This is a genomic window from Desulfosarcina sp., assembly GCF_046496365.1.
GTDB lineage: Bacteria > Desulfobacterota > Desulfobacteria > Desulfobacterales > Desulfosarcinaceae > Desulfosarcina.
Map to the genome: position 1 here is coordinate 44,903 of NZ_JAWOHB010000136.1, position 24,447 is coordinate 69,349.

A 24,447-nucleotide genomic window follows, 5' to 3' on the forward strand; every position below is an offset into this window, starting at 1 on the left:
AAAAGAATATCTGCCTGGCTTCCGAGGAGCTGCCTCAAATTAACAACCACATCCGCATCGCTGACAGTGGCAGTCATTTTGCCTCCGGGCCCCATTTCATGGACAGCCTTGTTAAATTTCAGAACGCTTTCCGGCCAGGGCAGGTGAGCAAGGTTGATATGAAGTTTGCGGCCCATGGTCGGTATTTGCCTCATTGTCTCGGTCAGCCGGGACACATCGTCGTTTTAACCACGCGAATTGAAGATCAATTGGCATGCCATCCGTGCAAATTTTTTTAACCATCTGAATTTAATTATTTTTTTATGATTTTATGGTTTTCTTGAACCAAAAAGGTGTTTAAATATGGATTAAACATATGCTATCTGAGTAAACACATGTTTAAACATATTTAACGATAACACGGCCATCGGTGAAGGGGAAAATAGGGCATGCGGGTTAAACATATCGATCGACACTGGGAGCGCGTGATTAACACCATCAACGAAGGTCTTCTCATTATCAGCAAGGAGGGCCGAATACTCTCGGTCAACCGCTCTTTTGAAGAAATGACCGGATATGAAGCCGAAGAGGTCTCCGGCCAACCATGTACACTCCTGGGATGTCAGGCATGTGAAATGGCCATCAACAGCCACGGAAATGGGTGGTGCAAGCTGTTCGAGCCCGACCAGCCGGAAATGCGCCGTTGTCGCTGCACCATCAAAAAAAAGGATGGGACTTTTTTGCCGACCCTGAAAAACGCATCGGTCCTGCGCGATGAAAATGGTGCGGTGCTCGGAGCGGTGGAAACGTTGACGGATTTGAGTGAAATCGATCGTCTGGACCGCAAAGTGGACGTTTTGTCCCGCCAGCTCGACGAAACCAGCAGTTTTGCAGGTCTCATCGGCAACAGCGATGAAATGAAGGCGGTCTATGATATCATTGAAAAAGCGGCTGCCAGCGACGCACCCATCATCATTTTCGGTGAAAGCGGGACGGGCAAGGAATTGGTGGCCAAGGCCATCCATGAACAAGGAAAGCGAAAAACAGGCCCTTATGTCCAACTCAACTGCGCGGCATTAAACGAAGCCTTGCTGGAAAGTGAACTGTTTGGCCATGTGAAGGGGTCTTTTACCGGCGCTTTCCGGGATCGCACCGGACGATTCGAGGCGGCCAACGGGGGAGACCTGTTTCTGGACGAAATCGGGGACATTCCCCTGTCCATCCAAATCAAGCTGCTGCGCGTGCTGGAAACCCGTCAGTTCGAACGGGTGGGAGAGAATGAATCGGTTACGGTGGATGTGAGAATCATCACGGCCACCAATCGGAATCTATTGGAGCTCATCGACCAGAAGCGCTTCCGTGAAGACCTGTATTTTCGCATCAATGTTATTCCCATTCATCTGCCACCGGTCCGAAAACGAAAAGACGACATTCCCCTGCTGGTCAACACCTTCATTAACCGGCTGGAACTTCGCACAGGCAAACCGATACGCGGATTGACCCGGGAGGCCCTGAATTGTTTTATGGATTACCGCTGGCCGGGAAACGTCAGAGAAATGAAAAGCGCCCTGGAGTATGCATTTGCCGTTGCCAACAAGGATGCCATCGACATCGATCACCTGCCACCCCAACTGCTGACCCGCCCGTCAGCGGTTGTTTCGACGCTCGCGCCGGTGTCGGTTGGAACCGGCCACACTGAACGGAAACAGCTTATCGACGCGCTTCAGTCCACCGGCGGCAACCAGAGCCAGGCGGCGCGGCTGCTGGGCATCAACCGGGTGACCGTGTGGAACCGCATGCGCAAATACGGAATCAATCTGAAACGCGAAATTAACCGATAACCGCGAGTGTGGCCGTTAGAAGATACATCCTGTTGGCATTTAAATGTCCAAGGCCTTCAAGAATTCGTCCTGCCGCACCTCCTGGCCGGTCCACAGCAAAAAGGTACGCCGGGCCTGATAGGCCAGGGCGGAGAGTCCGTCCATAAAACGGATGCCGCCCTTTTCCGCCAGGGCCTGCCAGATATTTTCCCGACGGCCGTAATTGAGGTCAAAGATTAACTGACAACCGTTGCTTTTAATTCCGCCGACAATACCGGTAAACTCGCTGGATTCATCTGCGCTGGAAAGGGAGGTGGTATTGACGATAAGGTCCACATTCACGGGAAAGGCGGATAGATCCTCCAACAGCCGCGGTGTACAGCTGAAATCCTTGGCCAGACGGCAGGTTTTTTCATTGTTCCGGCCGGCCACCACAACCGATTCGGCCCGCAGCCAGTTAAGGATGAATACCACGGCCCGCGCCGCGCCGCCCGTACCAATCACCAGCGCTTTTTTTCCGGCAATGTCGAACTTGGCATCATTGAGGGCATCCATGATGCCGATTGCATTGGTATTGTATCCCTTCAAGTGGCCGCCTTTGCAGACGATGGTGTTCACGGCGCCGATGATATTGGCGCCTTCGGAAAGCACGTCCAGGTAGGGCAGCACCTTTTCCTTAAAGGGCGCACTGATGCCGGCGCCGGCAATGTTCAGCACCCGCAGGCTCTCCAGTGCTTTACCGATATTGTCCGCTTCGACCCTAAAAGGGACATAGGCCCCTTTGATACCCGCTCTTGCGAACACCGTGGTAAACATCTCCGGCGATTTGGATCGAAAAACCCGCTGGTCGCTGATGAGACAGAAAACCTTGGTCTGGTATTCGTAGGCTATGTCCAGAATTCCCGAAGACTGATTCATCTGGTTGGGTCTCGGTTGATAACGGTTTAAGCCCCGACGGAAAACATCCCCTGCGTTGATCCGGGACTTCTTGGCAAGTTTTACTGCAGGATGAAACGCCTGCGCCACATCTCCAGGCAGGCCTGTTTCCCTGGCAAAGCATATCGGTTTTTAGCCAAAAGGGTTCTATGTTTGGAAATCTTCCGAATCCAGCGCACCCCCACCCTTTGCAATCCTGCCGCTGTTGCTGTTGCGGAACAAGCAGCGCAATCGAATTACTCTCGTCAGGTACGTGGATCCGGAAGCAGCCGGCACAGGGCCCTTTAGCCCCTACCCCTTAAGGAACAAAAAGGGCGTCGCACCGGATGGGGCCGGCCGCCGACAGCGGTTCGTTCAACCGGAGGTTCGGTCGAGCCGCTTAAGCCTGACCGGCGGCCAGCTTGGGTATTTGTCGATTACAGATTCAAAAGCCCTTTCAGGCTTTGGGTAATCTCTTCCGCAGAGGCCGGTTTGGGAAGATAGTCGTCAGCCTCCATGCTCATGCCGTCATAGTGGGAGTACCGGGTGGATGAGACGTGGGAAGCCACGGCAGTGAGCATCACAATGGGGATATCGGCATACTTCTGATTGCTTTTCAACTCTTTGCAGACCGCATAGCCGTCCTTTTCAGGCATCATGACATCCAGAACAATGGCATCCGGCGGATTGGCCGCGACCTTTTCCAGACCCTGAACACCATCATAGGCAACCTCCACCTCAAAGCCTTCCTTTTCCAGGTTACCCTGAACGATGGAGCAAAAATCGGGCTCGTCGTCGACCACTAAAATTCTTTTTTTGGGGTTCATTTACGTTCTCCTTTATACCAAGCTGATTGTTGAAAAATCAGCAGCCTGAGCTTAGATAGGTTGCCGGGCGGGTCCGGGTATGCCGGTGGAGAGCAGGTCTTGCCAGGCCCGCGATTCCGGCAAACTCGGATCAGTCGATCTGGGGCCTGGGCAGCACCTTGGCCCGTTCTGCAATTTCCGGCACCTTGTGTTCCCATTCGATGGCCATGAGGTGGACGCCCGACACACCCGCCATCTCCTTGAATTCTTCGATCTGTTCGATGGCAAATTTGATGCCCTCTTCGGCTTGATTGCCTTTACCGGCACCCTTCAACCGTTCAATCAACTCTTCCGGAACATCCATCCCGGGCACCATTTTTGCCATATATTGGGCCATGCGGGCGCTTTTCATGGGCGTGACCCCGGCGAGGATGTAGGCCTTTTCAGTCAAACCCATATCCACCGCCTGCTTCATGAAATCCCGAAAACGGGGCATGTTGTAGATGCACTGGGTCTGGATGAAGTCCGCGCCGGCGTCAATTTTGTTGGCCAGCCGGTAAATTCGGAATTCGTAAGGATCGGCAAACGGGTTGGCAGCAGCACCGATGAACATTTTCGGCGGTACGTCGATATCCTCGTCATTGATGAATTTGCCTTCATCTCTCATCTTCTTCACCATGGCAATGAGCTGCATGGAGTCGAGATCGTAGACGTTCTTTGACTGGGGGTGGTTGCCGAACTTCTGGTGGTCCCCGGAAAGGCAGAGCATGTTTCTGACCCCCAAGGAATATACCCCCAGGACATCGGCCATCATGGCCAGGCGGTTGCGGTCCCGGCAGACCATCTGAAAATTGGGTTCGATGCCGTTGGCTACCATGATTGCCGACGCCGCTGCACTGGACATGCGCACCACTGCCGTCTGGTTGTCAGTGACATTCACCGCATCCACCTTGCCCCGCAGATGTTCGAACTTTTCTTTCAGGTGTTCAACATTGGCACCCTTGGGCGGTCCGCATTCACCGGTAAACGCGAAATGGCCAGCCTTGAGCACCTTTTCCAGGTTGCTTCCTGATTTCAGACCGTTATTGCTCATTGCACCAACTCCTCCCTTATGCTTTTACGGGGGCCGCCATCCCTTGCCGACTGCCAGTCTTTAGGGGCACGAATGGTTCGCAGATCCGCGAGCCGCCCCTGCTCCATTTTCTTCTTGACGATGGTGTCCCAGATACATTCCACATCTTTGGAGATTTCGCATTTTCCGTCGGCGCTGCCACCACAGGGCCCGTGTTGTATACTTTTAGAGCAACGTGCAATGGGACACAGGCCGTCGTAATAGTGAATCACGCATGTGCCGCACCCGGCGCAGCGCTCCTCCCAGATGCCGTGCTGCACCGCACCGCCGAAAAATTTGGTGTTCACTGCAGGAAAAAACTTCTGGCTCGGATAGGCCTCGGAAAGGAACTGGGGGCCAACACCGCAGGCCATGGAAACAACGGCATCGTATTTGTCGAAAACATCACGGATCTGTTCCACATATTCAGGATCGCACTGCCGCTCCAGCGTCTTTTCGTCGATTGCAATGGGGTTGCCGTCTTTTTTCCTGGCGATCTTCAAGGTGGCTGCCAGCACGCCGACCTCCTTGGCACCGCCCACATTGCAGACGGTAACGCACCCTTTACACCCCACAAGAAGAATCTTCTTGTACGCCTTGATCATGTCCAATATCTCTTCCAGAGATTTTCGATCTGCAATTATCATGGGTTTACCTCTCGGGGTCCAGGGGCGGAAAACTCCGACGCCTGACCGTAGTTAAGAATTCACCGGGCTGGGTCCCAACGCCTTGATTTTTTCCGTCATCTCGGTGGCGATTTCGGCAAACCGGGGGCCCTGAGCCGAAGAAAGATTGAACATTTGCACCCGTTCCGGCTCCATGCCCAACTCTTTAAGGGTTCGCTGGACGTATTCGACCTTCCGTCTGGTTTTGAGATTTCCTTCCAGGAAATGACATTCACCTTCCAGTCAGCCGGCCACATAGACGCCGTCAGCACCGTTTTCGAAGGCCGTCAACAGGTGAAGAATATCCACCCTGCCGCTGCACGGCACCTGAATCACCTTCACATTACTTGGATAATTCAAGCGCATGGATCCAGCTAGGTCGGCGGCTGCATATGCACAATACTTGCAGCAGTAAGCCAGGATCTGGGGTTCAAAGGTTTCATTCATGGTCTTTCTCCGATGATGTTAAGGTATTAAATTGGGTCGGGCGCCCGGAGTTCTCAGGCTGCCGGTTGTTCTGGCGCCCGGATTCCTCAATTGATCAAGCCGCCGCCCCTTTTTTCTTTTCAAAAAGAGCGGCCGTCTTGGCAACGATTTGTTCATCGGTAAAATGTTTGAGCTGAATGGCCTTTCCCGGACATTCAGCCACGCAACAACCGCAGCCATGGCACTCGGCCGGCTCGATTACGGCATGACCTTCCTCCCCGATATAGGGGATTTTGTAGGGGCAGGTCCGCACGCAGGTTACACAGACGGCGCACTTGTCCGGATCCACTTCAGCCACCACACCACCGACCATGATCGAATCCCGGGAAAGGATGGTCATGACCCGTGAGACCGATGCCCGCGCCTGGGCAATGCTTTCGTCCAGTGGCTTGGGGTAGTGGGCCAATCCGGCCATGAAAATTCCTTCGGAGCTGAAATCCACAGGACGCAGCTTGGCATGGGCCTCCACCAGGAAGCCGTCAGCGTTGATCGGCACCTTGAAAAGCTCAAACAGGTCTTTGTTCTCATTGGGCAGCACGGCCGTAGCCAGCACCAGCAGGTCCGGATTCAATTCCATCGGCAGCTGAAGCACATGATCCCGAACCGTTACCCGCAATTGACCGTCGGCTGCCTTTACATCAGGCAGGTTGTTTTCCAGGTTGTAGCGCATGAAGATCACGCCCTTTTCCCTGGCCTTTTTATACAACTCTTCGCGGAATCCGTACGTTCGGACATCCCGGTAAAGCACATAGATGTCCATCTCCGGGTTGCGCTCCTTGAGACTCAGGGCGCTCTTGACGGTGTGGGTGCAGCACAGGCGGCTGCAGTATGGCCTTTCCTTTGTACGCGACCCCACACACTGGATAAAGGCTACGCTGCGGGCAGCGGACAGCCGGGGATCATCTGCATCCATGGCCGCATCCAGGTCGAAATGGGTAAGCACATTGGGATGCTGGCCGTACAGATACTCGGTAGGCGTATATTCCTTGCCGCCGGTGGCGATGATGGTGGCGCCGTGCTCCACCACGGTTTCTGTCAGGGATTCACCCGAAGTCATGAGGGTGGTGGTGAAGTTGCCCATGATGCCGGTCGTTTCCACAGGTTCTGTCTTCATGAAAACCCGGATATGCTCATGGCTGCGCACCCGATTGATCAGATCTTCCAGGTAGGGCTTCACGGATTCTCCCTGCCATGTGGATCGCAGCTTATGAGCCACACCGCCCAGTTGATTGCCCCGCTCCACCAGGTAGACAGGGAGCCCCTGGTCGGCAACGCCCAGCGCCGCCTCCATACCGGCCACACCACCACCGACCACCACTACCTTCTGGGTTACCTCCAGCCGGACCTGGTGCAGGGGTTCAATATAGGCGGCCTTGGCTACCGCCATGCGGACCAGATCTTTGGCCTTGGCCGTGGCCCGCTCCGGGTTATTCATGTGCACCCAGGTATTCTGGTCCCGAATGTTGGCCATCTCAAACAGATACTTGTTCAGGCCTGCGTCCCTGATGGTCTCCTGGAACAGCGGTTCGTGGGTGCGCGGGGAACACGAGGCCACCACTACGCGGTTGATGGCATGTTCCTTGATCACCTCCTTCATCTTGTCCTGGGTGTCCTGACTGCAGGTGAACAGGTTGTCCTCCACATGCACCACATGGGGCAGCGTTGCGGCATACTCCCGCACCGCGGGTACATCGGCCACACCGCCGATGTTGATTCCACAATTGCACACAAATACGCCCACCCGGGGTTCCAGCCCGGACACATCGATCTCCGGCGGCAGTTCTCTGGTTTTGATCAGTGTACCTCTCGCCTTGGCCAAGGGCCGAGTGGCAGTTGCGGCCGCAGCGGATGCCTCCATGACCGACTGGGGGATATCCTTGGGCTCCTGAAATGCGCCGCAGACGAATACACCCGGTCGGCTGGAGCTGACCGGTTCAAGGGTCCTAGTGGCGGCATGCAGGTGTTCGTTGAGATCGATGCCCACCTTTTTGGCCAGATCCACCGATTCCTTGTTGGGGGCCAGGCCAACCGCCAAAACCACCATATCGAAGGTTTCTTCAATCAGCTCGCCTTCTTCGGTTATATATCGCAAGCGCAGGTCGCCGCCCTCCACCGGATCAATGGTGTGCACCTTGGAACGGATGAATCGCACCCCTTTTTCATCACGGGCACGCATGTAGTATTTCTCAAACTCCTTGCCGTGAGTACGCATGTCCATAAAGAAGACAGCCGTGTCCAGCGGTTTCTCACTGTGTTCCTTGGCGATGATCGTCTGCTTGTTGGTGTACATGCAACACACCGATGAGCAGTAGCTGTGGTCGCTGCAGTTGATGTCCCGGGAGCCTACACACTGAAACCAGGCAATTTTTTCAGGCTCCTTGTGGTCCGAGGGTCGCATCAGGTGGCCGGCGTATGGGCCAGAGGCAGAAAGGATGCGTTCAAACTCCAGGCTGGTCACCACGTTCGGATGGCTGGCGTATGGGTAGGACTTGTGTTGGGAAGGATCGAAGGGGGTGAACCCGGGAGCCAGGATAATCGCGCCCACGTTGATGGTCTTGTACTCGGCCACCATGTCGTGGTTGACCGCCTTGGCCAAGCAGGCGTCCACACACTGATAGCATTCGGAGCAGAGGCCGCACTTGAGACAGCGATCGGCTTCCGTCTTGGCTTCGTTTTCATCATATCCGAAGGAGACTTCCATAAAATTGCACTCCCTGGCTTCGGGATCCAGGCAGCGGACAGTGGTTCGCCATTTATTGGGCTCTCCGCTCACATCCGGTTTGACAAAGTCCCACTCCTTCTTCCGACCCTCGGCAAGGTCCAGGCCGTTAATAAACCGGTGAATGCTCTCGGCGGCCTCCTTGCCGCAAGCGACCGCGTCCACCACCGATTTGGGGCCGTAAAAGGCGTCGCCACCGGCAAACACCCAGTCGATGGGTGTCTGCAGCGTAACCGGGTCGGCTTCCAGACCACCGGGGCGCGAAATGGCGACACCTTGTTCCTTGATGCCCTCCAGGTTGGTGCTCTGGCCGATGGCGATAATGATGGTGTCACCAAAAAATGGCTGGCACGCACTTTCATCGTAAGCCGGGTTGAAGCGGCCATTTTCATCGAATACCGCCGTACAGGTTCTGAATTCGATGCCCGAAACGCGCTTGTTTTTGTCGATATAAAAAGACTTGGGGCCAAAGCTGTTGACGATATTGATATCCCCTTCCAGGGCCTCTTCGATCTCGTGTTGCCAGGCAGGCATCTCTTCGCGCTTTTCCAGGCAGATCAGGGTGACGTTCTTGGCGCCTTTGCGCTTGGCGGTGAGGGCCACGTCGATGGCCACGTTGCCGCCACCCACAACAATGACATCCTCACCGATCTGCAGGTCTTTGCCCATGGAGGCATCCCGCAGGAAATCAACGCCCTGGAGAACGCCTTGGGCGTCTTCATTTTCCACGCCCAGGCGGCGACCGCCATGCAATCCAATGGCCATGAAGCAGGCGCTGTACCCATCGGCCTTGAGGCTTTCCAGGGTGATGTCCGCACCGAATGTCACGCCGCATTTGATAGCGGCACCCATTCTTCTGACCACGTCGATTTCACCGGCCAGAATATCCCGGGGCAGCCGGTATTCGGGAATGCCGTAGCGCATCATGCCACCCGGTTCGGGCTGCTTTTCATAAATGGTCACCTGATACCCCTGCAAAAGCAGGTAGTAGGCCGCTGTCACACCGGCAGGACCGGAGCCGATGACCGCAACTTTTTCCTTTCGCTTCTCCACCGTAATTTCCGGGACGTATGTCTCGCCGCTCTGTTTTTCATAGTCGGCCAGAAATCGATGCAGCTCTCGGATGGCCAAGGGTTGGTCCACGTCGTTGCGCGTACACTGGCTTTCACAGGGGTGATGACAGACCCGGCCACAGACACCCGGAAAGGGGTGGTCCTTTTTGAAGAGTTTCAGGGCTTCTTTGTAACGGCCGTCATTGATCAGGGCGATGTACCCTTGAATACTCACGTGTGCCGGGCAGGTGGCCTTACAAGGGGCGGTGCCCCGCTTATCGATGGCATATGCACTGGGCATACCCTGAGGATATAATTTAAAGGCCGCTTTGCGTTCCCGAAGACCTTCGTCAAACAGGTTGGGTGTCTCGATGGGACAAGCCTTGGCACATTCACCGCAGGCCGTGCATTTGTCCATTTCAATGTAGCGGGCATTCTGACGCAGTTTGACTGTGAAGTTGCCCACTTCACCGGTGACCGATTCGATCTCCGTCAAGGTCATCAGATCGATGTTCAGATGCCGGCCGCACTCCACCAGCTTAGGGGAGATGACACACATGGAACAGTCGTTGGTGGGAAAGGTTTTGTCCAGCTGGGCCATGACGCCGCCGATGGCCGACTTGGTCTCGGTCATGTGAACGAAATAACCTGAATCGGCCAGATCCAGCGACGCCTGAATGCCTGCAATGCCGCCGCCAACCACCAACACGGAACCGACGACATCCTTGCCTTGGTTTTTATCTTTTTCTGCCATTACGCATTCCTCGCAAAATAATTGGAAGAGTGGGGTTATCGTTGTACCGGCCTGTCATCAGCCCAGATCCAGCAGTCTTTGCAGCTGGTCTTCCCATCCCATGGCCGAAATCAACACGCCGGCAAATCCGGCCTCCTTGATGGCCGCAATCATTTCGGAGGCGATGGCGAGGCTTTCAGTGACTTTATCCGGAGCCCGCATCATTCGTTTGATCAGATCGGCGGAAATGGTCAGGTTGAGATGCCGGTCCAGGTAGCGGGCCATGCCCACGGATTTCAACAGCATCACCGTGGGAATAATCCGATGCTTTTTCAGATCGACCTTTTCCATAAACGGTGCCAGGACACCAATATCGAAAACCGGCGGGGTAATGAAAAAATCAACCCCCTCCTGCGTCTTTTCGACCATCCTGGACAAGGCGCTGGAGAGTTCATCATCAGTGGCCCGGGCGTTGACCGTGGCGCCCACCAGGAAGCTGGGTGCGCCAAACAACTCGTTGCCGGCCAGATCCTTGCCGCCCTGAAGGGTTCGAACGGCCTTGAAGAGCGTCATCAGATCAATATCGTTGACTGCTTTGGTCTGGTGGTGGTCGCCCAGGCCAGGGTCTTCTCCGGCAACACCCATAACATTAATAATGCCGCATCCGTATGCGGCCAGCAGGTCCGCCTGAAGGGCAAGCCGGTTGCGGTCCCGGCAGTTCAGCTGCATGATGGTTTCCATTCCTTTGCTCTGAAGAATCATGGCCCCGCCCAACGAACTCATACGCATGACCGCGTTGCCCATCTCCGGCACCAGGATCGCATCCACTAATTTGCTCACACGCATCGCGTTGCTGACCATGGCTGAAACATTGACCCCCTTGGGCGGCTGCATCTCCGCAAGAATGGTAAATTTGCCAACATCGAATTTGTTTTTTAAATGCATAAGCCAATCCCCTTATGGTTGCTGCAAAAAACAAGCGGTGACAGTTAATAAATCGTGCGGGTCAAACCTGTATTTGTCTCCGGAAGGCCCGGCTGCCCTCCATAAACCAAAATTTCAAGGACTGTTAGCCATTTTGCTGCAATTTTCTTCCATTTTGGAACAGCAAGCCTTATGCCACAATATTAAACTTTAGCCTTAAAGTACTTTTATAATAATAAAAACAATATTTTATGCGTTTTTACCGGGGCCGTCAGCCTTCGCAAAAAATTTTAAAAGGCATTAGACAACCGTGCCAAAATGGAGTATATGTTTGAAATAACCTTACAAAAAGAAACCCTTATATTAATTGTGCCAACCTGGACCGGTCCAAAATGGCATAATCCGAGGGGGGGGTGAAGGCGATGAACAGCAATGTCGTTGTGGTGGATGATGACCGTGACTACCTGGAGGTTCTGGGAAGAAAGCTGGCCCAAATCGGCTTTCAGCGGGTCCGATTGGAAGAAAGTTCGGTCAAGCTGGCGGAAGAGTTAGAAAAAGGCCTCGCTTTCGACCTGGCCCTCATCGACATGACCATGCCGGAAATGGACGGCATGGCCTTGCTGGAAAAGATCAAAGCCAATTCGCCTTCCACCGAGTGCATCATGGTAACGGCCATCAACGAGGCGCGAATCGCCGTGGAATGCCTGAATAAGGGCGCCTATGATTACCTGGTCAAACCCGTATCCACCGAAGACCTTTCCCTGTCGATCAAACGCACCCTGGAAAGAAAGCGTCTGTTGGACCTGTTGGACCTTGACAAGCGCGATGATTTGCCTGCCCTTGAAAATGAAGCCCCTTTCAGGCCGATCATCACCCAGTCTAAAAAAGTTCTGCGCATCCTTAAAGAGGCGGAGCTTCATGCCTCCAGCCTGGTACCCGTGCTGATAACCGGAGAGAGCGGCACCGGCAAAGAATTGTTGGCCCGTGCCATCCACGGCGCTAGTCCACGAGCCGCCCAGCCTTTTACGCCTATCAACATGTCCTCCCTGAGCGGTCCTTTATTCGAAGCTGAATTTTTCGGCCACACGAAGGGCGCCTTCACCGGTGCCGAGGCAGGGCGCGTCGGTTATCTGGAATACACGAATAAAGGAACCCTTTTCCTGGACGAAATCGGCGACCTGCCGCTAACCCTGCAGGGCAAACTGCTGCGGGTTTTACAGGATGGAGAATTTTCCAAACTCGGGTCGAGTGAGCGCCAGAAGGTTGATCTGCGATTTATCGCCGCCACCAATGAAAACCTGGAACAGATGATGTCCCAAAAGCGTTTTCGCAAAGACCTTTATTACCGCATCCGAGGCGGCTGGCTCCACCTCCCGCCCCTTCGCGAACGTCCGGAGGACATTTTTCTGTTGAGTCGGAAATTTCTGGAGAAGTATTACGACGTTAACAAACAGGGCTTTATCGAAAAGGATGCGCTGGACCTATTGATGCACTATCACTATCCCGGCAACATTCGGGAGTTAAAGTCCATTCTCCAGTCGGCGGTCAATCTGGCTCGCGGAGAACCGATTCGGGAAACCCACCTTCCGGCGCATATCAGTGCGTCCCGTAAAGCGTACGCAGATGAGGAGAAGGCATCAGGCAACGCGTCGATCAAACCGCTGGTTGAGGTGGAAAAAGCGCACATCCTGGCCGCCTATGAACAAACCGGGGGAAACAAATCCAAAACCGCCCGGCTGCTGGGCATCGGCCTCAATACTCTGCGGCGCAAGCTGGCCGGCTATGGCATCCAGTAGTGACCAGGGCCGTGATTTGTGGATTAGCGATCCCCCCGGCGGTAAGGTTCCCCCAGCATGGCCGGGGCGTTCAGGCGGCGGCTGTCCCGAAGCCCCCCCACCAGCAGCACCAGCAGGGTGGCCAGATAAGGCAGCATGGCCAAAAAATTGGGAGAAATCCCCAGGGGCTGGAGCATGTACTGAAGGACAAAGATCCCACCGAAAAGAAACGCTCCCAGCATGGCCCTCAAGGGGTTCCACAAGGCAAAAATGGTCAGGGCGATAACGATCCAACCGCGGCCGGCGGTCATGCCTTCAATCCATGATTTGCTGTAGGAAATGGACAGATGCGCGCCGGCCATGGCCGAAAAACCGCCCCCAGCAAGTACAGACAGATAACGAATCAGGGCAACATTTACACCCTGCGTTTCGGTTGCCTTGGGGTTCTCGCCGCACGAACGGATGCGAATACCCAAGAGCGTGTGCTCAAGGACAAACCACGCACAGACTGCCAGAATCACCGCCAGGTAAAAAAAGGGGCTCTGATTGAAGAGTACCGGGCCTACCACCGGTATGTCAGCAAGGAAGGGTATCGGCATGGCGTTTATTTTGATGGCCAGGGGCTTTCCCACGTAAGGCTTTCCCAATAATCCCGCCATCCCCAATCCCAGCATGGTCAGCGCCAGGCCGGAGACCACCTGATTGGATTGAAGACTCACCGATGCAAACGCATGAACAATGGAAATCAGCATCCCCGCAATGATGGCCGCGCAGAGCCCGAGCCAGGGATTGCCCGTATGGTGGGTGACGATAAATGCGGTTACCGCGCCAACCGCCATTACGCCTTCCACGCCAAGATTAAGGATGCCGGAGCGCTCGGAAAGGATCTCGCCGACGGTCCCGAGCAGCAGGGGGGTTCCGGCAACCAGCGTACGCTGAACCACAGAAATGATGATCTCCTCCATGGGTTAGGCCCTCGCTCCCAACAGTAAGCGCACCTTGTTCTTCGTAAAGAAATCACCCATAATCAGAAAAACCAGCAGGGTTCCATTAAAAACATCCACCGTTGCCGCCGGCAGTCCGAGAGATATCTGAATGGCGTCTCCACCAACAAGGATCCCGGCAAAAAAGATACCCGAGAAGATGACGTATATGGGATTGAGTTTGGCCAACCAGGCCACAATGATCGCCGTAAAACCATAACCGGAGGAGATGGCATCCGGATAGCTCAAATAATGATGGATACCGGCAACCTCCCCCACCCCGGCCAGGCCGGCCATGCCGCCGCTGATGGCCATGATCAGCATCGTCGTACGGGAAAAATCGATGCCCGCATATTTTGCCGCATCAGGGTTTTCGCCGATCACCCGCACCTCATACCCGAAACGGGTCTTGTAGATGACAATCGTCAACACGACAACGGCAATCACCGCAAGAATCAAAGTGGCGGTATGAATTCTTGATCCGGGCAACAGGGACAAAATGGCCGAATCCGGAAGATCGTCGGTATATGGAAAACCGAATTTCTTTTCGCTCTTCCAGGGTCCGACGATCAGCAATGTGAGAAATTCAGCACAGATGTAGTTGAGCATCAGGGTGGAGATCACCTCGTTGATTGAAAACCGTAGCTTGAGAATGGCCGGAATCAATCCCCAAATCGCTCCGCCGATAAACCCGGCAAAAAACATCAACGGAACGATCACAGGAGAGGTAAGCGCCGGCCCCCAGCGCAAACCCACCCATGTGCCCAAAATGGCTCCCATGAGAAGCTGGCTCTCGGCCCCGATGTTCCAGAATTTTGCTTTGAACGCCAAGGATAGGCCGCCGCCGATAAGAATAAGCGGGATGGCTTTGGTGATGGTCTCTTTTAAGCCGTAAAAACTGCCGAAGGAGCCGATGAAGATTTTTCTGAACGCAAAAATCGGGTTCACGCTGCATGAAACAAAGATTAACCCGATCGCTGCCATGCCGGCAGCCAGCGCCAGAACCAGGGTCAAAATGGTGCCGATGGCGGATATTTGCTCTCGATCCGAAATTTTAAAGTGAAGCATCCGCCCCCTCTCCCGCCCTTAAATCTTTCGTGCCGGCCATCATCAATCCGATATCCGCGATCCGGGAATCATCGGATTCCAGAATCCCCATAAATTTTCCTTGAAAAATGACGGCAACCCGGTCGCACAGCGCGAAGATCTCATCCAGGTCTTCGGACACCAGAAGGACGGCACCGCCTTCTGCACGCCGCTTGAGCAGTTGGTTGCGCAGATATTCAGTGGCACCCACATCCAAGCCGTAGGTGGGGTGGGATGCTACCAACAGATCCGGATTGTCAGCAATCTCACGACCGAGAATCAATTTTTGAATATTGCCGCCGGACAGATTTTTCGTCTGCACATGAATCGACGGTGTAGCTACCTGAAAATCTTTAATCAGCTGCCGGGTATGCGCCTTGATGCGGCCATAGGCGAGAAAGGCCCGCCGGGAAAACTTTTTCTGGTGGTGCTGCTTTAGGATCGCGTTTTCGTAAAGGAAGAGGTTGGGTACGATGCCAAACCGGATTCGTTCCTCCGGTACGTGGGAAACGCCGGTGTTGTGGATTTTTCGGGGCGACTGGTTGGTAATGTCGATAGCGTTGATCCGAATCCGTCCGTGGGTCACCCGCCGCAGACCGGTGATGGCTTCGACCAACTCGCGCTGGCCGTTTCCGGCAACTCCGGCAATACCGAAAATTTCGTTTCTGTAGATCTCAAAGGAGATGCCGTTCACCACCGGAAAACCTTTGTCGCCATCTACCTTGACGTCCGCCACCTCCAGAACCCTCTCTTTTCTCGGCATCTTTTCCCTGGAAAATGAGAAAATAACGTCGCGGCCGATCATCATGCGCGCCAGGGAGCGCTTGTCCATCTTTTCGGTACTCGCGTGTCCGACCACGCGACCTTTTCGAAGCACGGTCACCCGGTCGCAAAGCTTTTTAATTTCATCCAGCTTGTGGCTGATGAGGATAATCATCTGTCCGTCTTTTCTCATTTTTTCCAGAACCTGGAAAAAATCCCGGGTTTCCTGAGGGGTGAGAACAGAGGTGGGCTCGTCAAGAATCAACAAACCCGCACCGTTGACGAGCGCTTTGATAATCTCCACCCGCTGCTGCTCGCCGGCAGACAGCTGCCATATTTTTTTGTCGGGATCGATGTTGAAATTAAATTTTTCAGAAAACGAGACAATGTTTTGTCTTATTTTCTTCTGCGGGAACAACACGGGAGCGCGGGCATAACCCAAGGCGACGTTTTCAATAACCGTGTGGTTCTGGATCAGCATGAAATGCTGGTGCACCATGCCGATACCATGGTCAATGGATGCCTTGGGAGAATCGATCGAAATCCGATGGCCGTTGACCCGGATCTCTCCGGCATCGGGTTGATAAATTCCGTAAAGGATGTTCATCAGCGTAGTTTTCCCGGCCCCATTTTCCCCCAGCAGGCCCAGGATTTCTCCGGACGACACCTTCAAGGTGATGGTGTCGTTTGCTCGAACACCCTGAAATGACTTCGTTATATTTATCATTTCGAGCGTTTCAATTTTTTTCATAATTGCCGTCATCCAAAAAACAAAGGGGGAGCCGGGCCGAAACCCCCGGCTCCCCTTCAAGGCAAAACAACCGTCTTATTTGGGAATACTTCCCACGACGTTGTCTACATAGTACATGATGCTCAACAGATCTCCCTTGGAGGCCTTCTCTCCGGCTTTGATCTGCAATTTACCGGTATTGTCTGAAATGGGGCCCGTGTAAGGATCGAAAACGTCGGTGCCTTTTTTCATCTGCTCATAGCGCTTGAATACCAGGTCATAAACGGAAAGCTTTCCGAGGTCTGTGGTCTCCACGTCGACAGCCTTCAGGTCATCTACAAAAAGGGAATTGATCGGTTCCTCAAAAGACCCGCCCAGAATGGCCGCTTTTTCGGCAACCAGCCACCATTGATCGTCGCTTTTCCAGGAGCCTTCATAAAGATCTTTAAGAATTTTTTCGTACATGACGCCCCAGTCCACCAGCTGACCCGAAACCACAGAATCTTTTCCGTATGGCTGCATGGGGCTGTAATGACTGAAGGTGTAAATCTGCTTGCCTTTTTCCGTGTGTTCCTGCCCTACTTCGATGACGGCCGGCGTGTCCTCAGTAAATGCCAGGGCATCACAGCCTTCGGCAATCAACGCCTCGGCAGCCTCTCTGGCTTTATCCGGTCCATACCAGGCGTAGGTCCAACGCACATGGACTTCAGCCGTGGGTTTCACCGCCTTGATGCCAAGGGCAAAGGCGTTGATGTGGCGCACCAATTCCGGGATCGGGAAGGCCGCCACATAACCGATTTTATTACTTTTTGTTAGCGCACCGGCCATCAACCCGTTCAGATAGTAGGTCTGGTAGAGGTCTGCAAAATAGGTCCCGACATTTTCTGTCTGCTTGAAACCGGAGCAGTGCATGAAATGTTTGTTGGGATATTTCTTGCCCGCTTTGATGGTTTCATCCATATAACCAAAGCTGGTGGTAAAGACGACATCGCATTTCTCTTCTTGAATAAAACGATCGATTATTCTGGCGGAATCCGCTTCCGCGACGGACTCAACATATAGGGTTTTTAACCAGGGAAGTTGCTTTTCAGCATATTTTCTTCCTACGTCGTGGGCATGGGACCAGCCGTAGTCACCCACCGGTCCTATGTAAACAAAGCCCGCCTTTAGCTGCTTTTCGTCAGCATTGCCGACGCCTGCTCCCAAAACAGTCAGCAGTGCGCCCCCCAAGATTATCCCTAAGAACGACCGCTGCCATCTTTTCATGCTCCTCATTTGCCCCTTCCTTTCTTCATAGGAAATTGACTCCGTTATTGACGCTACCAACAGACCTTTTTACTACGATGATACGATTCAGCAAGTCAATCTTTGTGTTTCCCCTCTCGGTTCTATCCATTAAAAAGGGGGCTTGCGCTCACCTCAATTCTTAATTTCACGGGGTGAATTAAAAATATCTTCATTTCCCGTATTTTTGGTTTAATATTGACTTTCAATTTGTGGTATGGTCGTAAATCAGCTCGCAGGTTCTCTGGCCTGCAAGTCCAACCTGTTGCGAACACCGGCCGCCTTACGGGTGGCTTGACCCCACCCTGATCAGGGAGGTTAACATGTACGGATTGACGGCTATTCAGCAAGCCAATGGATGGGCCATGGCAGGTGCGGGAACCTGCATTGTTCTTATCGGTTTGGGGGTGCTTGCGTTTCTGATATCAATGCTTCCGCGCCTCACCCGTCTTTTTGAAGAGAAGGCGCCGTCGCCTGCCGCCACAGAAGTGCAGCCAACTTTTAAAAAATTGGTGGTTCCGGAAAAACTTCCCCAGGACATTCAAGCGGCATCAAGAATCTATATTGCCCTGACCGAAGACTTGGGCGAGGATTTTTCCCTGGCCGATCTTCACCGCAAATCCAAGGCAGTTGGTTTACCCCACCCTCATCTTTCGTTTAATCGTTTCAGGGATGCGGGGATACTGGTTTCTAAGGGCGAAGAACGCTTTTCCTGGAAACCCCTATCTGTTTAAAGGACCCCACCAATGGATCTTTTACTGCAGTTTCTAACCAACACCGGGTACTTTCTGTCCGATTATCGCCATTTTCTCATGTGGGGCATTGGTCTATTGTTCATTTATCTGGCCATTGGCAAACATTACGAGCCGCTTTTGCTGCTGCCCATCGGCTTCGGCGTTCTGGTTGGCAATGTGCCTTTTTTTAAAGGGTTCGGTCTCGGAATCTATGAGCCGAACAGTGTTCTGCACTACCTTTATTTCGGGGTCACCTCCGGCGTCTACCCATCCATCATCTTTCTGGGTCTTGGCGCTATGACTGATTTTTCTTCTCTGCTGGCCCGACCGAAATTGATGCTGCTCGGCGCGGCTGCACAAATGGGCATTTTTTTCACCTTGCTCAGCGCCTTGGCCCTTGGATTTCTGCCCAAGGAAGCCGCTTCGATTGCCATTATCGGCGGCGCGGATGGTCCCACCTCCATTTTTTTAACCGCCAAACTGGCCCCCCATTTGATTGGACCCATCGCCATTGCCGCTTACTCGTACATGGCGTTGATACCGATAATCCAACCACCGATCATGAAATTACTGACTTCAAAAAATGAGCGCCGGATTCATATGCCTGACCCTCGGCCGGTTTCGCGAAAAGAGTTGTTGATTTTCCCCGTTATCGGTTTGTTTCTATGCTGCTTTTTAGCCCCCGCTTCCATTCCTTTGCTGGGCACCTTCTTTTTCGGGAACCTGATGAAGGTCAGCGGAGTTGTCGACCGCCTTGCGCAGACAGCACGGACGGCGATCATTGATACGGCAACCATCTTTTTGGGATTGACCGTGGGCGCCAGCACCCAGGCGGATGTTTTTCTCACTACCAAATCAGTCGGTATCTTTGCTCTTGGTGCCATCGCATTCAGCATCGCAACCGCCTCGGGTATTGTCTTTGCTAAACTGATGAATCTTGTTTCCCAAGAAAAAATCAACCCCTTGCTTGGCGCTGCTGGAGTTTCGGCGGTTCCCGGATCTGCCAGAGAAGTTCATTTGATGGGCCAAAAAGAGGACCCATCCAATTACTTGTTGATGCATGCCATGGCCTGCAATTCATCCGGCGTTATCGGATCCGCCATCTGCGCCGGAATCCTGTGGAGCTTTAACATCGGTTAAAACCGCAATTGCTCAATCGTTTGGTTTACTCCTGCCAGCCTTTCCATGACAGCTTTAATCGCGGAGGCCGCAATGATCGCCAAAATTATAATTAAAAGACGTTTCGTTAAGGAAAATACGCCCCAGATTCTTTCCCTGCTCAACAAAATTCGATCAATTGCCATGAACCAGCCTGGATATATTACTGGCGAGACGCTCATGCAAAAAGATTTCCCCGAAAACATGGCAGTTATTGCCTCGTGGCAAAGCATGGAAAACTGGCTGGCGTGGAAGGATAGCGAAGAACGCAAAACCTATGAGGCCATGCTTGAAATTTACCAGACAAGACCGACCCAATACGAAGAATATTTATTGGGGACCTCGTTCCAACAGGTTTTGTAGAAACAGAGCATGCCGACGCCATCAAGGATCAAAAATTACCCGCGGTGGGGGGAAACTCAAAAATAGTCAAAAAAACCGATCAGTTAAGGATCGGCTCTGGAGAGGTCGTTTTTTAAACGATCGTGGCGCGGCCAATGCTCAGCCATGGGCTGCAGTTCATCGACTGGCCATGCGCCTCTCGTTAAGCATATGGCGCTCCAACCATTTTCCGACCGCTTTTGGCACATAAAAAAACCCACCTTCTTGTAAAATTCGCGAATCTGACCGATTTCTTCGGGCTTTAAGCCGGAAAAGATCAGAAGGCTCTCAGGGTTAATCTTTTTTTGCAGCGTGTCCCTTATGGCCAACAAGGTCGGGGATCTCAGGTTGGCCAAGGCGATGTCGTAAACCCCGTCTGCTGCATTCAAATCACCTTCGACAACGACCACAGTATTTTGCACGCGATTGATGTGCAAATTTTCACAGGCCTCGAAGACCGCACAGGGATCCGTATCAACGCCGCAGACAAACCCGATGCCAAATTTGGCGGCAACAATAGCCAGGATTCCTGACCCGGTGCCAATATCAATGGCACGGAGCGTTTGGGTTCTTTGGCGGCAGCCGGGCAGAGAAAGGACTGCGTCTATCAATTGGATTGCCAGGCGGGTTGTCGGATGTTCACCACCACCGAAGGCGGCCCCCCTGCTAAGGGTCACAACCCGTTGATCCGGAGCCAAATTCGCAGTGCACCCCACTGGTTTTATTACAACGCGCTCCGAAACAGCGGTAGGCCGCGCATATGATATCTCAAGGAAAGAACTGCCAAAATGGGAAGTGTAACACAGACTGCCCCGCTGAATAAGGCCGGCGACCAACCGTTTTAGGTCCTGTGTGTTCGCTCTGCTCTTAATTTTGAAAAACTCCCTCAGTCGAGCAAACGTCACTTTTGCATCTGATTCAGCAACAAAGTTTAGAATCCCTGCTTCCGAGGGGTGCATAGCTTCATCATTCCGAAAATCGGCGAAAAAAATCAACGATCAGGGCCTATTCGCGACCCTCTTCCTCGAGCAATTTTTTATGCCATAGCGCAAATTCATACATGGCTTGATAGCGATCGTCATCATTAACAATACCAATCGCCATTTCCAGAACGCCTCGCCCATAACTGTTGGAATAGCCCTCCAGGGAACATGATTGCAGGAATTCCCGGGCCAGCATTTGAGAGGTACGTCGGCTCTTATCCCTCCGGATATCGATTGGATCCTTCGGTTTTTCGAACGGATCCCATTTTTCGTAGCCAACCTTGTCGAGGATATGTTTTTGCCGCCGGGGCGACATCATTTCAAAAACGGCTTTTTTCTTATCTTCATCGGAAAAAGCGCCTTCCATTTTATCACCTTATTCCTTAGTTTCCTTTGAATCACCCTTCTCACGCTCTACCCCGAGATATGAGTCGTCGAATACGGTCAGCAAAGCCATGGACAACGGCATCAGCAACTCCCCCATCTTTACATGTTTTGAGTGCAACAAAGTCACCACCTCCTGGGACCACTCGTGGAGCTTCGCATGTATCGAATCGAGATTTACCGTGGGATATGACTCGCCCTCCTTGAAAGCAGAGAGACCACATGTGTGACCACGACCAGCGATGGCGGTCGGAATCCCGTACAGCCTGCAGGTGATTGGACGGTCATCGTAGAGTTCGCAGCGGTTTTTATCATTCAACAAGGGACAACGCACCCGTTCTGCCGCCATTTCGAGAAGAATCTGGTCTTCTGTTTTTTCTTGAGCATCCAAGGCCTTAAACGCCTTGCGTTTAAGCTGGTATATCCTCCGGTCCGCCTGGTTGGCTTTTTCAAGAATTTTGGGTATCTCTTCCATAGCCTCCTTTTCCAGGAACTGCCGGTTGATGTAAAGGGCCTCCACCAGAGAGAGATCGAACAATGCGTGGCAGCAGTCAGAACATTCCAGCTTGCATTGCACACACGCTGGATACTGGTTGCGAACACGATCGAAGATATCATCCAGTTGCTTGACAAGGGTTTTATATTTATCGAAAATCGGTTCCAGTTCAGCGTTCATAAGGCAGGCTCCCTGATAAATGTTCCACGTGAAACATTACTTGCCAATACAAAATTGGCTGAAAATTTGATCGTAAAGCGCTTCATTGTTACAGTTTCCTGAAATTTCATCAAGCGTGACCCTTACACGGTTCAACGACTCCGACACAAGCTCGAGTGGCGCCTGGGTTTCAGCAGCGTTTAAACAGTGGTGAATTTCCAGTTCGCTTTGTTCTAAAATCTTGCGTTGTCGCAGGTTCGGAGCCACCCATTCTGAAGAGATATCGGCTTTTTCCAAAAGAATATCCTGAATGATTAAATTTTTCAATTCAGCGATGCCCGTACCGAGTTTTGCTGAAACGTGGACATAACAACCATCTTTGATTTTATTTTTAATTTTGGAGACTGAAAGTTTGTCAGCGAGATCGTCCTTACTGATAACCACAATGGTTTTTTGTGTCGAAGACGCTTCGATGAGTTTTTCTTCTAGCGTGTTGGGGGGGCGGGTTGCCTCTAAAACCAGCAGAATTATATCTGCACGTTGGATATGGTCACGCGCTTTTTGAATGCCCATAATTTCAACAGGATCGCTGGTCTCTTGGAGGCCGGCAGTGTCACAGAGGATGATCGGAACCCCATTGATGGATAAGTATTCCCGAAGAATATCCCTGGTCGTGCCGGGAATATCTGAAACGATGGCAGCCTCCCTTTCGGCGAGCCTGTTTAGGAGGCTGGATTTTCCGACATTGGGCGCACCGGCAATGGTCAACAGCAGGCCATCTTGAAAAATCGAGGTGTCTTTTTGCCTTTGGATGAGCGCTGTCACCTCAGGGAGTATAAATGCCTGCATGGTTTCCTGGATATCCATATACACCGTGGGATCCTGACCAACTTCTGAGAATTCGATGCTGGCCTCACATTTCGCGCGTAATCGGTTAATTTCGTCTGAAATTTTTTTTAGGAGCTCCCTGAGTTTTCCGGAAATCTGCTGGCCAGCCATTTGAACGGCCGTTCCGCAGGGCGCATTGATAAGCTCTATGACTGCTTCCGCCTGAGTTAAGTCTATTCGACCATTTAGAAATGCACGTTTGGTAAATTCTCCGGGGGCTGCCACACTGGCGCCGAGATCAACGACCAGGCTCAAGATGCGGTCAAGAACAACAAAACCCGAGTGCGATTGGATCTCAACAACATCTTCCCGGGTAAAACTTTTTGGCCCCCGCATGAAGAAGGCCAGGACCTCGTCAATAATATGGCCGGTAGCCGGATCGATGATGTGCCCATGGTAGACCCGCCGGGATAAAAAGGTACCGGGAGCGCTTTTTCCATTGTGCCGGATTTCCTTAAGAACGAAAACGCGGTTCAGGATAGGGTAAGCATCGGGCCCCGAAATTCGGATAACACCGATCCCACCTGATCCCAGGGGGGTGGCAATAGCGGCAATGGTCTTGTCGGACATGTTTCGCCTGATGAATGCGCGGTTTACGATTTGTTGTCGGTACTGTCCCGATTTAATGCGCCCAGCTTTTTGGGGAGAATCATCAATTTCCGATAATACCCATCACCAATACTTTGGGATCTTACACCATGTTCATCCTTTAGCTGAATATGTACAATTCTGCGGTCGTGAGCATTCATCTGTCCCATAGCTACTGGTTTCCTGGTGCGACGGGCCTTTTCAGCCAGGCGAGATGCCATCGCTTGCAGACTGTTTTTACGTTTGTCGAGATAGCCTTCTACGTCAACCAATACCCGAACACGGTTGGCACTATTTTTATTAACCATCTTCTCGAGAAGGTATTGAATGGCTTCGAGTGTTTGGCCGCGTTTACCGATAAGCACGCCACTGTCCCCGCCTGAAACATTAAATATCAGTTTGTCTTTTTCATGTACGGGAATTACCGTAGCCCCGTCTGTAATGTGGTCGACAACTTTCTGTAAGGAATCCACGCCAGTTTGAACCGCGATACCGAGCGCATGCCCTGCGGCTTGCCGCGGTGAGGACTCAATCTGCGCATTATCATTTCCATTTTCAAGCGGAGTCACGGATTTAGTTGTTTCCGTGTTGACAAAATCCTTTTCAGCGAGATTTTTAGCTGACTGTTTAAGATCCGGTTTAAGCGGAATCCTCTTGGCGTTATCGTTTTCAACAAAAACTTTGACAATCGCTTTTTTAACGCCGACTAAACCGAAAATACCACTGGACCCATAGGCAAGAACCTCGTGTTTAATTTGTCCAGCCGGAATATTGAGTTCCTCACTTGCCTTTTCCAGCGCGTGGTCAACGCTTTTTCCTTGATATTCATAGCACTTGGACATCCTG

General features: G+C 52.6%; 21 protein-coding genes. 5 read left to right on the forward strand and 16 right to left on the reverse strand.

The window, feature by feature from the left end:
* The first annotated feature begins 428 nt into the window (after window positions 1-428).
* Entirely contained in the window at window positions 429-1,820 is a 1,392-nt protein-coding gene (locus tag R6V78_RS13035) for a sigma-54 interaction domain-containing protein (RefSeq protein ID WP_410289799.1), read from the forward strand.
* A 39-nt stretch (window positions 1,821-1,859) separates the two neighbouring features.
* Here R6V78_RS13035 and R6V78_RS13040 read toward each other — a convergent pair whose 3' ends face one another.
* From R6V78_RS13040 to R6V78_RS13070, 7 genes are all read right to left on the reverse strand, one after another.
* A complete protein-coding gene (locus R6V78_RS13040) occupies window positions 1,860-2,717 on the reverse strand; it encodes a shikimate dehydrogenase family protein (protein ID WP_410289800.1) in 858 nt (285 codons plus the stop codon).
* Between the two features lie 434 nt (window positions 2,718-3,151).
* On the reverse strand, window positions 3,152-3,541 hold the full coding sequence (locus tag R6V78_RS13045; protein WP_410289801.1) for a response regulator transcription factor: 390 nt from the start codon (window positions 3,539-3,541) through the stop codon (window positions 3,152-3,154).
* 130 nt (window positions 3,542-3,671) lie between these two features.
* Window positions 3,672-4,613, reverse strand: coding sequence for a methylenetetrahydrofolate reductase (locus R6V78_RS13050; protein ID WP_410289802.1), 942 nt, complete (start codon window positions 4,611-4,613; stop codon window positions 3,672-3,674).
* Window positions 4,610-5,278: a methylenetetrahydrofolate reductase C-terminal domain-containing protein gene (locus R6V78_RS13055; protein WP_410289803.1), complete on the reverse strand. Its 669-nt coding sequence runs from the start codon at window positions 5,276-5,278 to the stop codon at window positions 4,610-4,612. Before R6V78_RS13055 ends, R6V78_RS13050 begins: the two co-directional genes overlap by 4 nt.
* Before the next feature lie 51 nt (window positions 5,279-5,329).
* Complete coding sequence (locus tag R6V78_RS13060; protein WP_410289804.1) at window positions 5,330-5,743, reverse strand: hydrogenase iron-sulfur subunit; 414 nt, start codon at window positions 5,741-5,743, stop codon at window positions 5,330-5,332.
* Window positions 5,744-5,837: 94 nt separating this feature from the next.
* Window positions 5,838-10,307 (reverse strand): FAD-dependent oxidoreductase, encoded by a 4,470-nt coding sequence (locus R6V78_RS13065; protein ID WP_410289805.1) that lies wholly within the window; start codon window positions 10,305-10,307, stop codon window positions 5,838-5,840.
* Between the two features lie 57 nt (window positions 10,308-10,364).
* Window positions 10,365-11,231, reverse strand: coding sequence for a methylenetetrahydrofolate reductase (locus R6V78_RS13070; protein ID WP_410289806.1), 867 nt, complete (start codon window positions 11,229-11,231; stop codon window positions 10,365-10,367).
* Window positions 11,232-11,632: 401 nt separating this feature from the next.
* Here R6V78_RS13070 and R6V78_RS13075 point away from each other — a divergent pair, with 401 nt between their 5' ends.
* Window positions 11,633-13,006, forward strand: coding sequence for a sigma-54-dependent transcriptional regulator (locus R6V78_RS13075; protein WP_410289807.1), 1,374 nt, complete (start codon window positions 11,633-11,635; stop codon window positions 13,004-13,006).
* Window positions 13,007-13,029: 23 nt separating this feature from the next.
* On the opposite strand, the gene R6V78_RS13080 is transcribed toward R6V78_RS13075, so the two are convergent.
* The 4 genes from R6V78_RS13080 to R6V78_RS13095 form a co-directional block, all read right to left on the reverse strand.
* Window positions 13,030-13,950 (reverse strand): ABC transporter permease, encoded by a 921-nt coding sequence (locus tag R6V78_RS13080; protein ID WP_410289808.1) that lies wholly within the window; start codon window positions 13,948-13,950, stop codon window positions 13,030-13,032.
* A 3-nt stretch (window positions 13,951-13,953) separates the two neighbouring features.
* On the reverse strand, window positions 13,954-15,036 hold the full coding sequence (locus tag R6V78_RS13085; protein ID WP_410289809.1) for an ABC transporter permease: 1,083 nt from the start codon (window positions 15,034-15,036) through the stop codon (window positions 13,954-13,956).
* Complete coding sequence (locus R6V78_RS13090) at window positions 15,023-16,567, reverse strand: ABC transporter ATP-binding protein (protein ID WP_410289810.1); 1,545 nt, start codon at window positions 16,565-16,567, stop codon at window positions 15,023-15,025. The genes R6V78_RS13085 and R6V78_RS13090 overlap by 14 nt, the downstream gene beginning before the upstream one ends.
* 75 nt (window positions 16,568-16,642) lie before the next feature.
* On the reverse strand, window positions 16,643-17,821 hold the full coding sequence (locus R6V78_RS13095) for a BMP family ABC transporter substrate-binding protein (RefSeq protein ID WP_410289811.1): 1,179 nt from the start codon (window positions 17,819-17,821) through the stop codon (window positions 16,643-16,645).
* A gap of 332 nt (window positions 17,822-18,153) precedes the next feature.
* Here R6V78_RS13095 and R6V78_RS13100 point away from each other — a divergent pair, with 332 nt between their 5' ends.
* From R6V78_RS13100 to R6V78_RS13110, 3 genes are all read left to right on the forward strand, one after another.
* Window positions 18,154-18,564 (forward strand): OadG family protein, encoded by a 411-nt coding sequence (locus R6V78_RS13100; protein ID WP_410289812.1) that lies wholly within the window; start codon window positions 18,154-18,156, stop codon window positions 18,562-18,564.
* Window positions 18,565-18,576: 12 nt separating this feature from the next.
* On the forward strand, window positions 18,577-19,704 hold the full coding sequence (locus R6V78_RS13105) for a sodium ion-translocating decarboxylase subunit beta (RefSeq protein WP_410289813.1): 1,128 nt from the start codon (window positions 18,577-18,579) through the stop codon (window positions 19,702-19,704).
* 72 nt (window positions 19,705-19,776) lie between these two features.
* Window positions 19,777-20,085, forward strand: a complete 309-nt coding sequence (locus R6V78_RS13110) for an antibiotic biosynthesis monooxygenase family protein (protein WP_410289814.1) — start codon at window positions 19,777-19,779, stop codon at window positions 20,083-20,085.
* 83 nt (window positions 20,086-20,168) lie between these two features.
* Here R6V78_RS13110 and R6V78_RS13115 read toward each other — a convergent pair whose 3' ends face one another.
* Genes R6V78_RS13115 through jag form a run of 5 tightly spaced genes read right to left on the reverse strand, consistent with a single transcriptional unit; the run spans window position 20,169 to window position 24,443 of the window.
* Entirely contained in the window at window positions 20,169-21,098 is a 930-nt protein-coding gene (locus tag R6V78_RS13115) for a 50S ribosomal protein L11 methyltransferase (protein ID WP_410289815.1), read from the reverse strand.
* A gap of 10 nt (window positions 21,099-21,108) precedes the next feature.
* Entirely contained in the window at window positions 21,109-21,453 is a 345-nt protein-coding gene (locus R6V78_RS13120; RefSeq protein ID WP_410289816.1) for a hypothetical protein, read from the reverse strand.
* Window positions 21,454-21,462: 9 nt separating this feature from the next.
* Complete coding sequence (locus R6V78_RS13125) at window positions 21,463-22,146, reverse strand: YkgJ family cysteine cluster protein (RefSeq protein ID WP_410289817.1); 684 nt, start codon at window positions 22,144-22,146, stop codon at window positions 21,463-21,465.
* Window positions 22,147-22,182: 36 nt separating this feature from the next.
* The gene (gene mnmE / locus R6V78_RS13130) at window positions 22,183-23,583 is read right to left on the reverse strand and encodes a tRNA uridine-5-carboxymethylaminomethyl(34) synthesis GTPase MnmE (RefSeq protein ID WP_410289818.1); all 1,401 of its coding nucleotides are present in this window, start codon (window positions 23,581-23,583) and stop codon (window positions 22,183-22,185) included.
* A gap of 23 nt (window positions 23,584-23,606) precedes the next feature.
* Window positions 23,607-24,443, reverse strand: a complete 837-nt coding sequence (jag, locus tag R6V78_RS13135; protein ID WP_410289819.1) for an RNA-binding cell elongation regulator Jag/EloR — start codon at window positions 24,441-24,443, stop codon at window positions 23,607-23,609.
* Window positions 24,444-24,447: the final 4 nt, after the last annotated feature.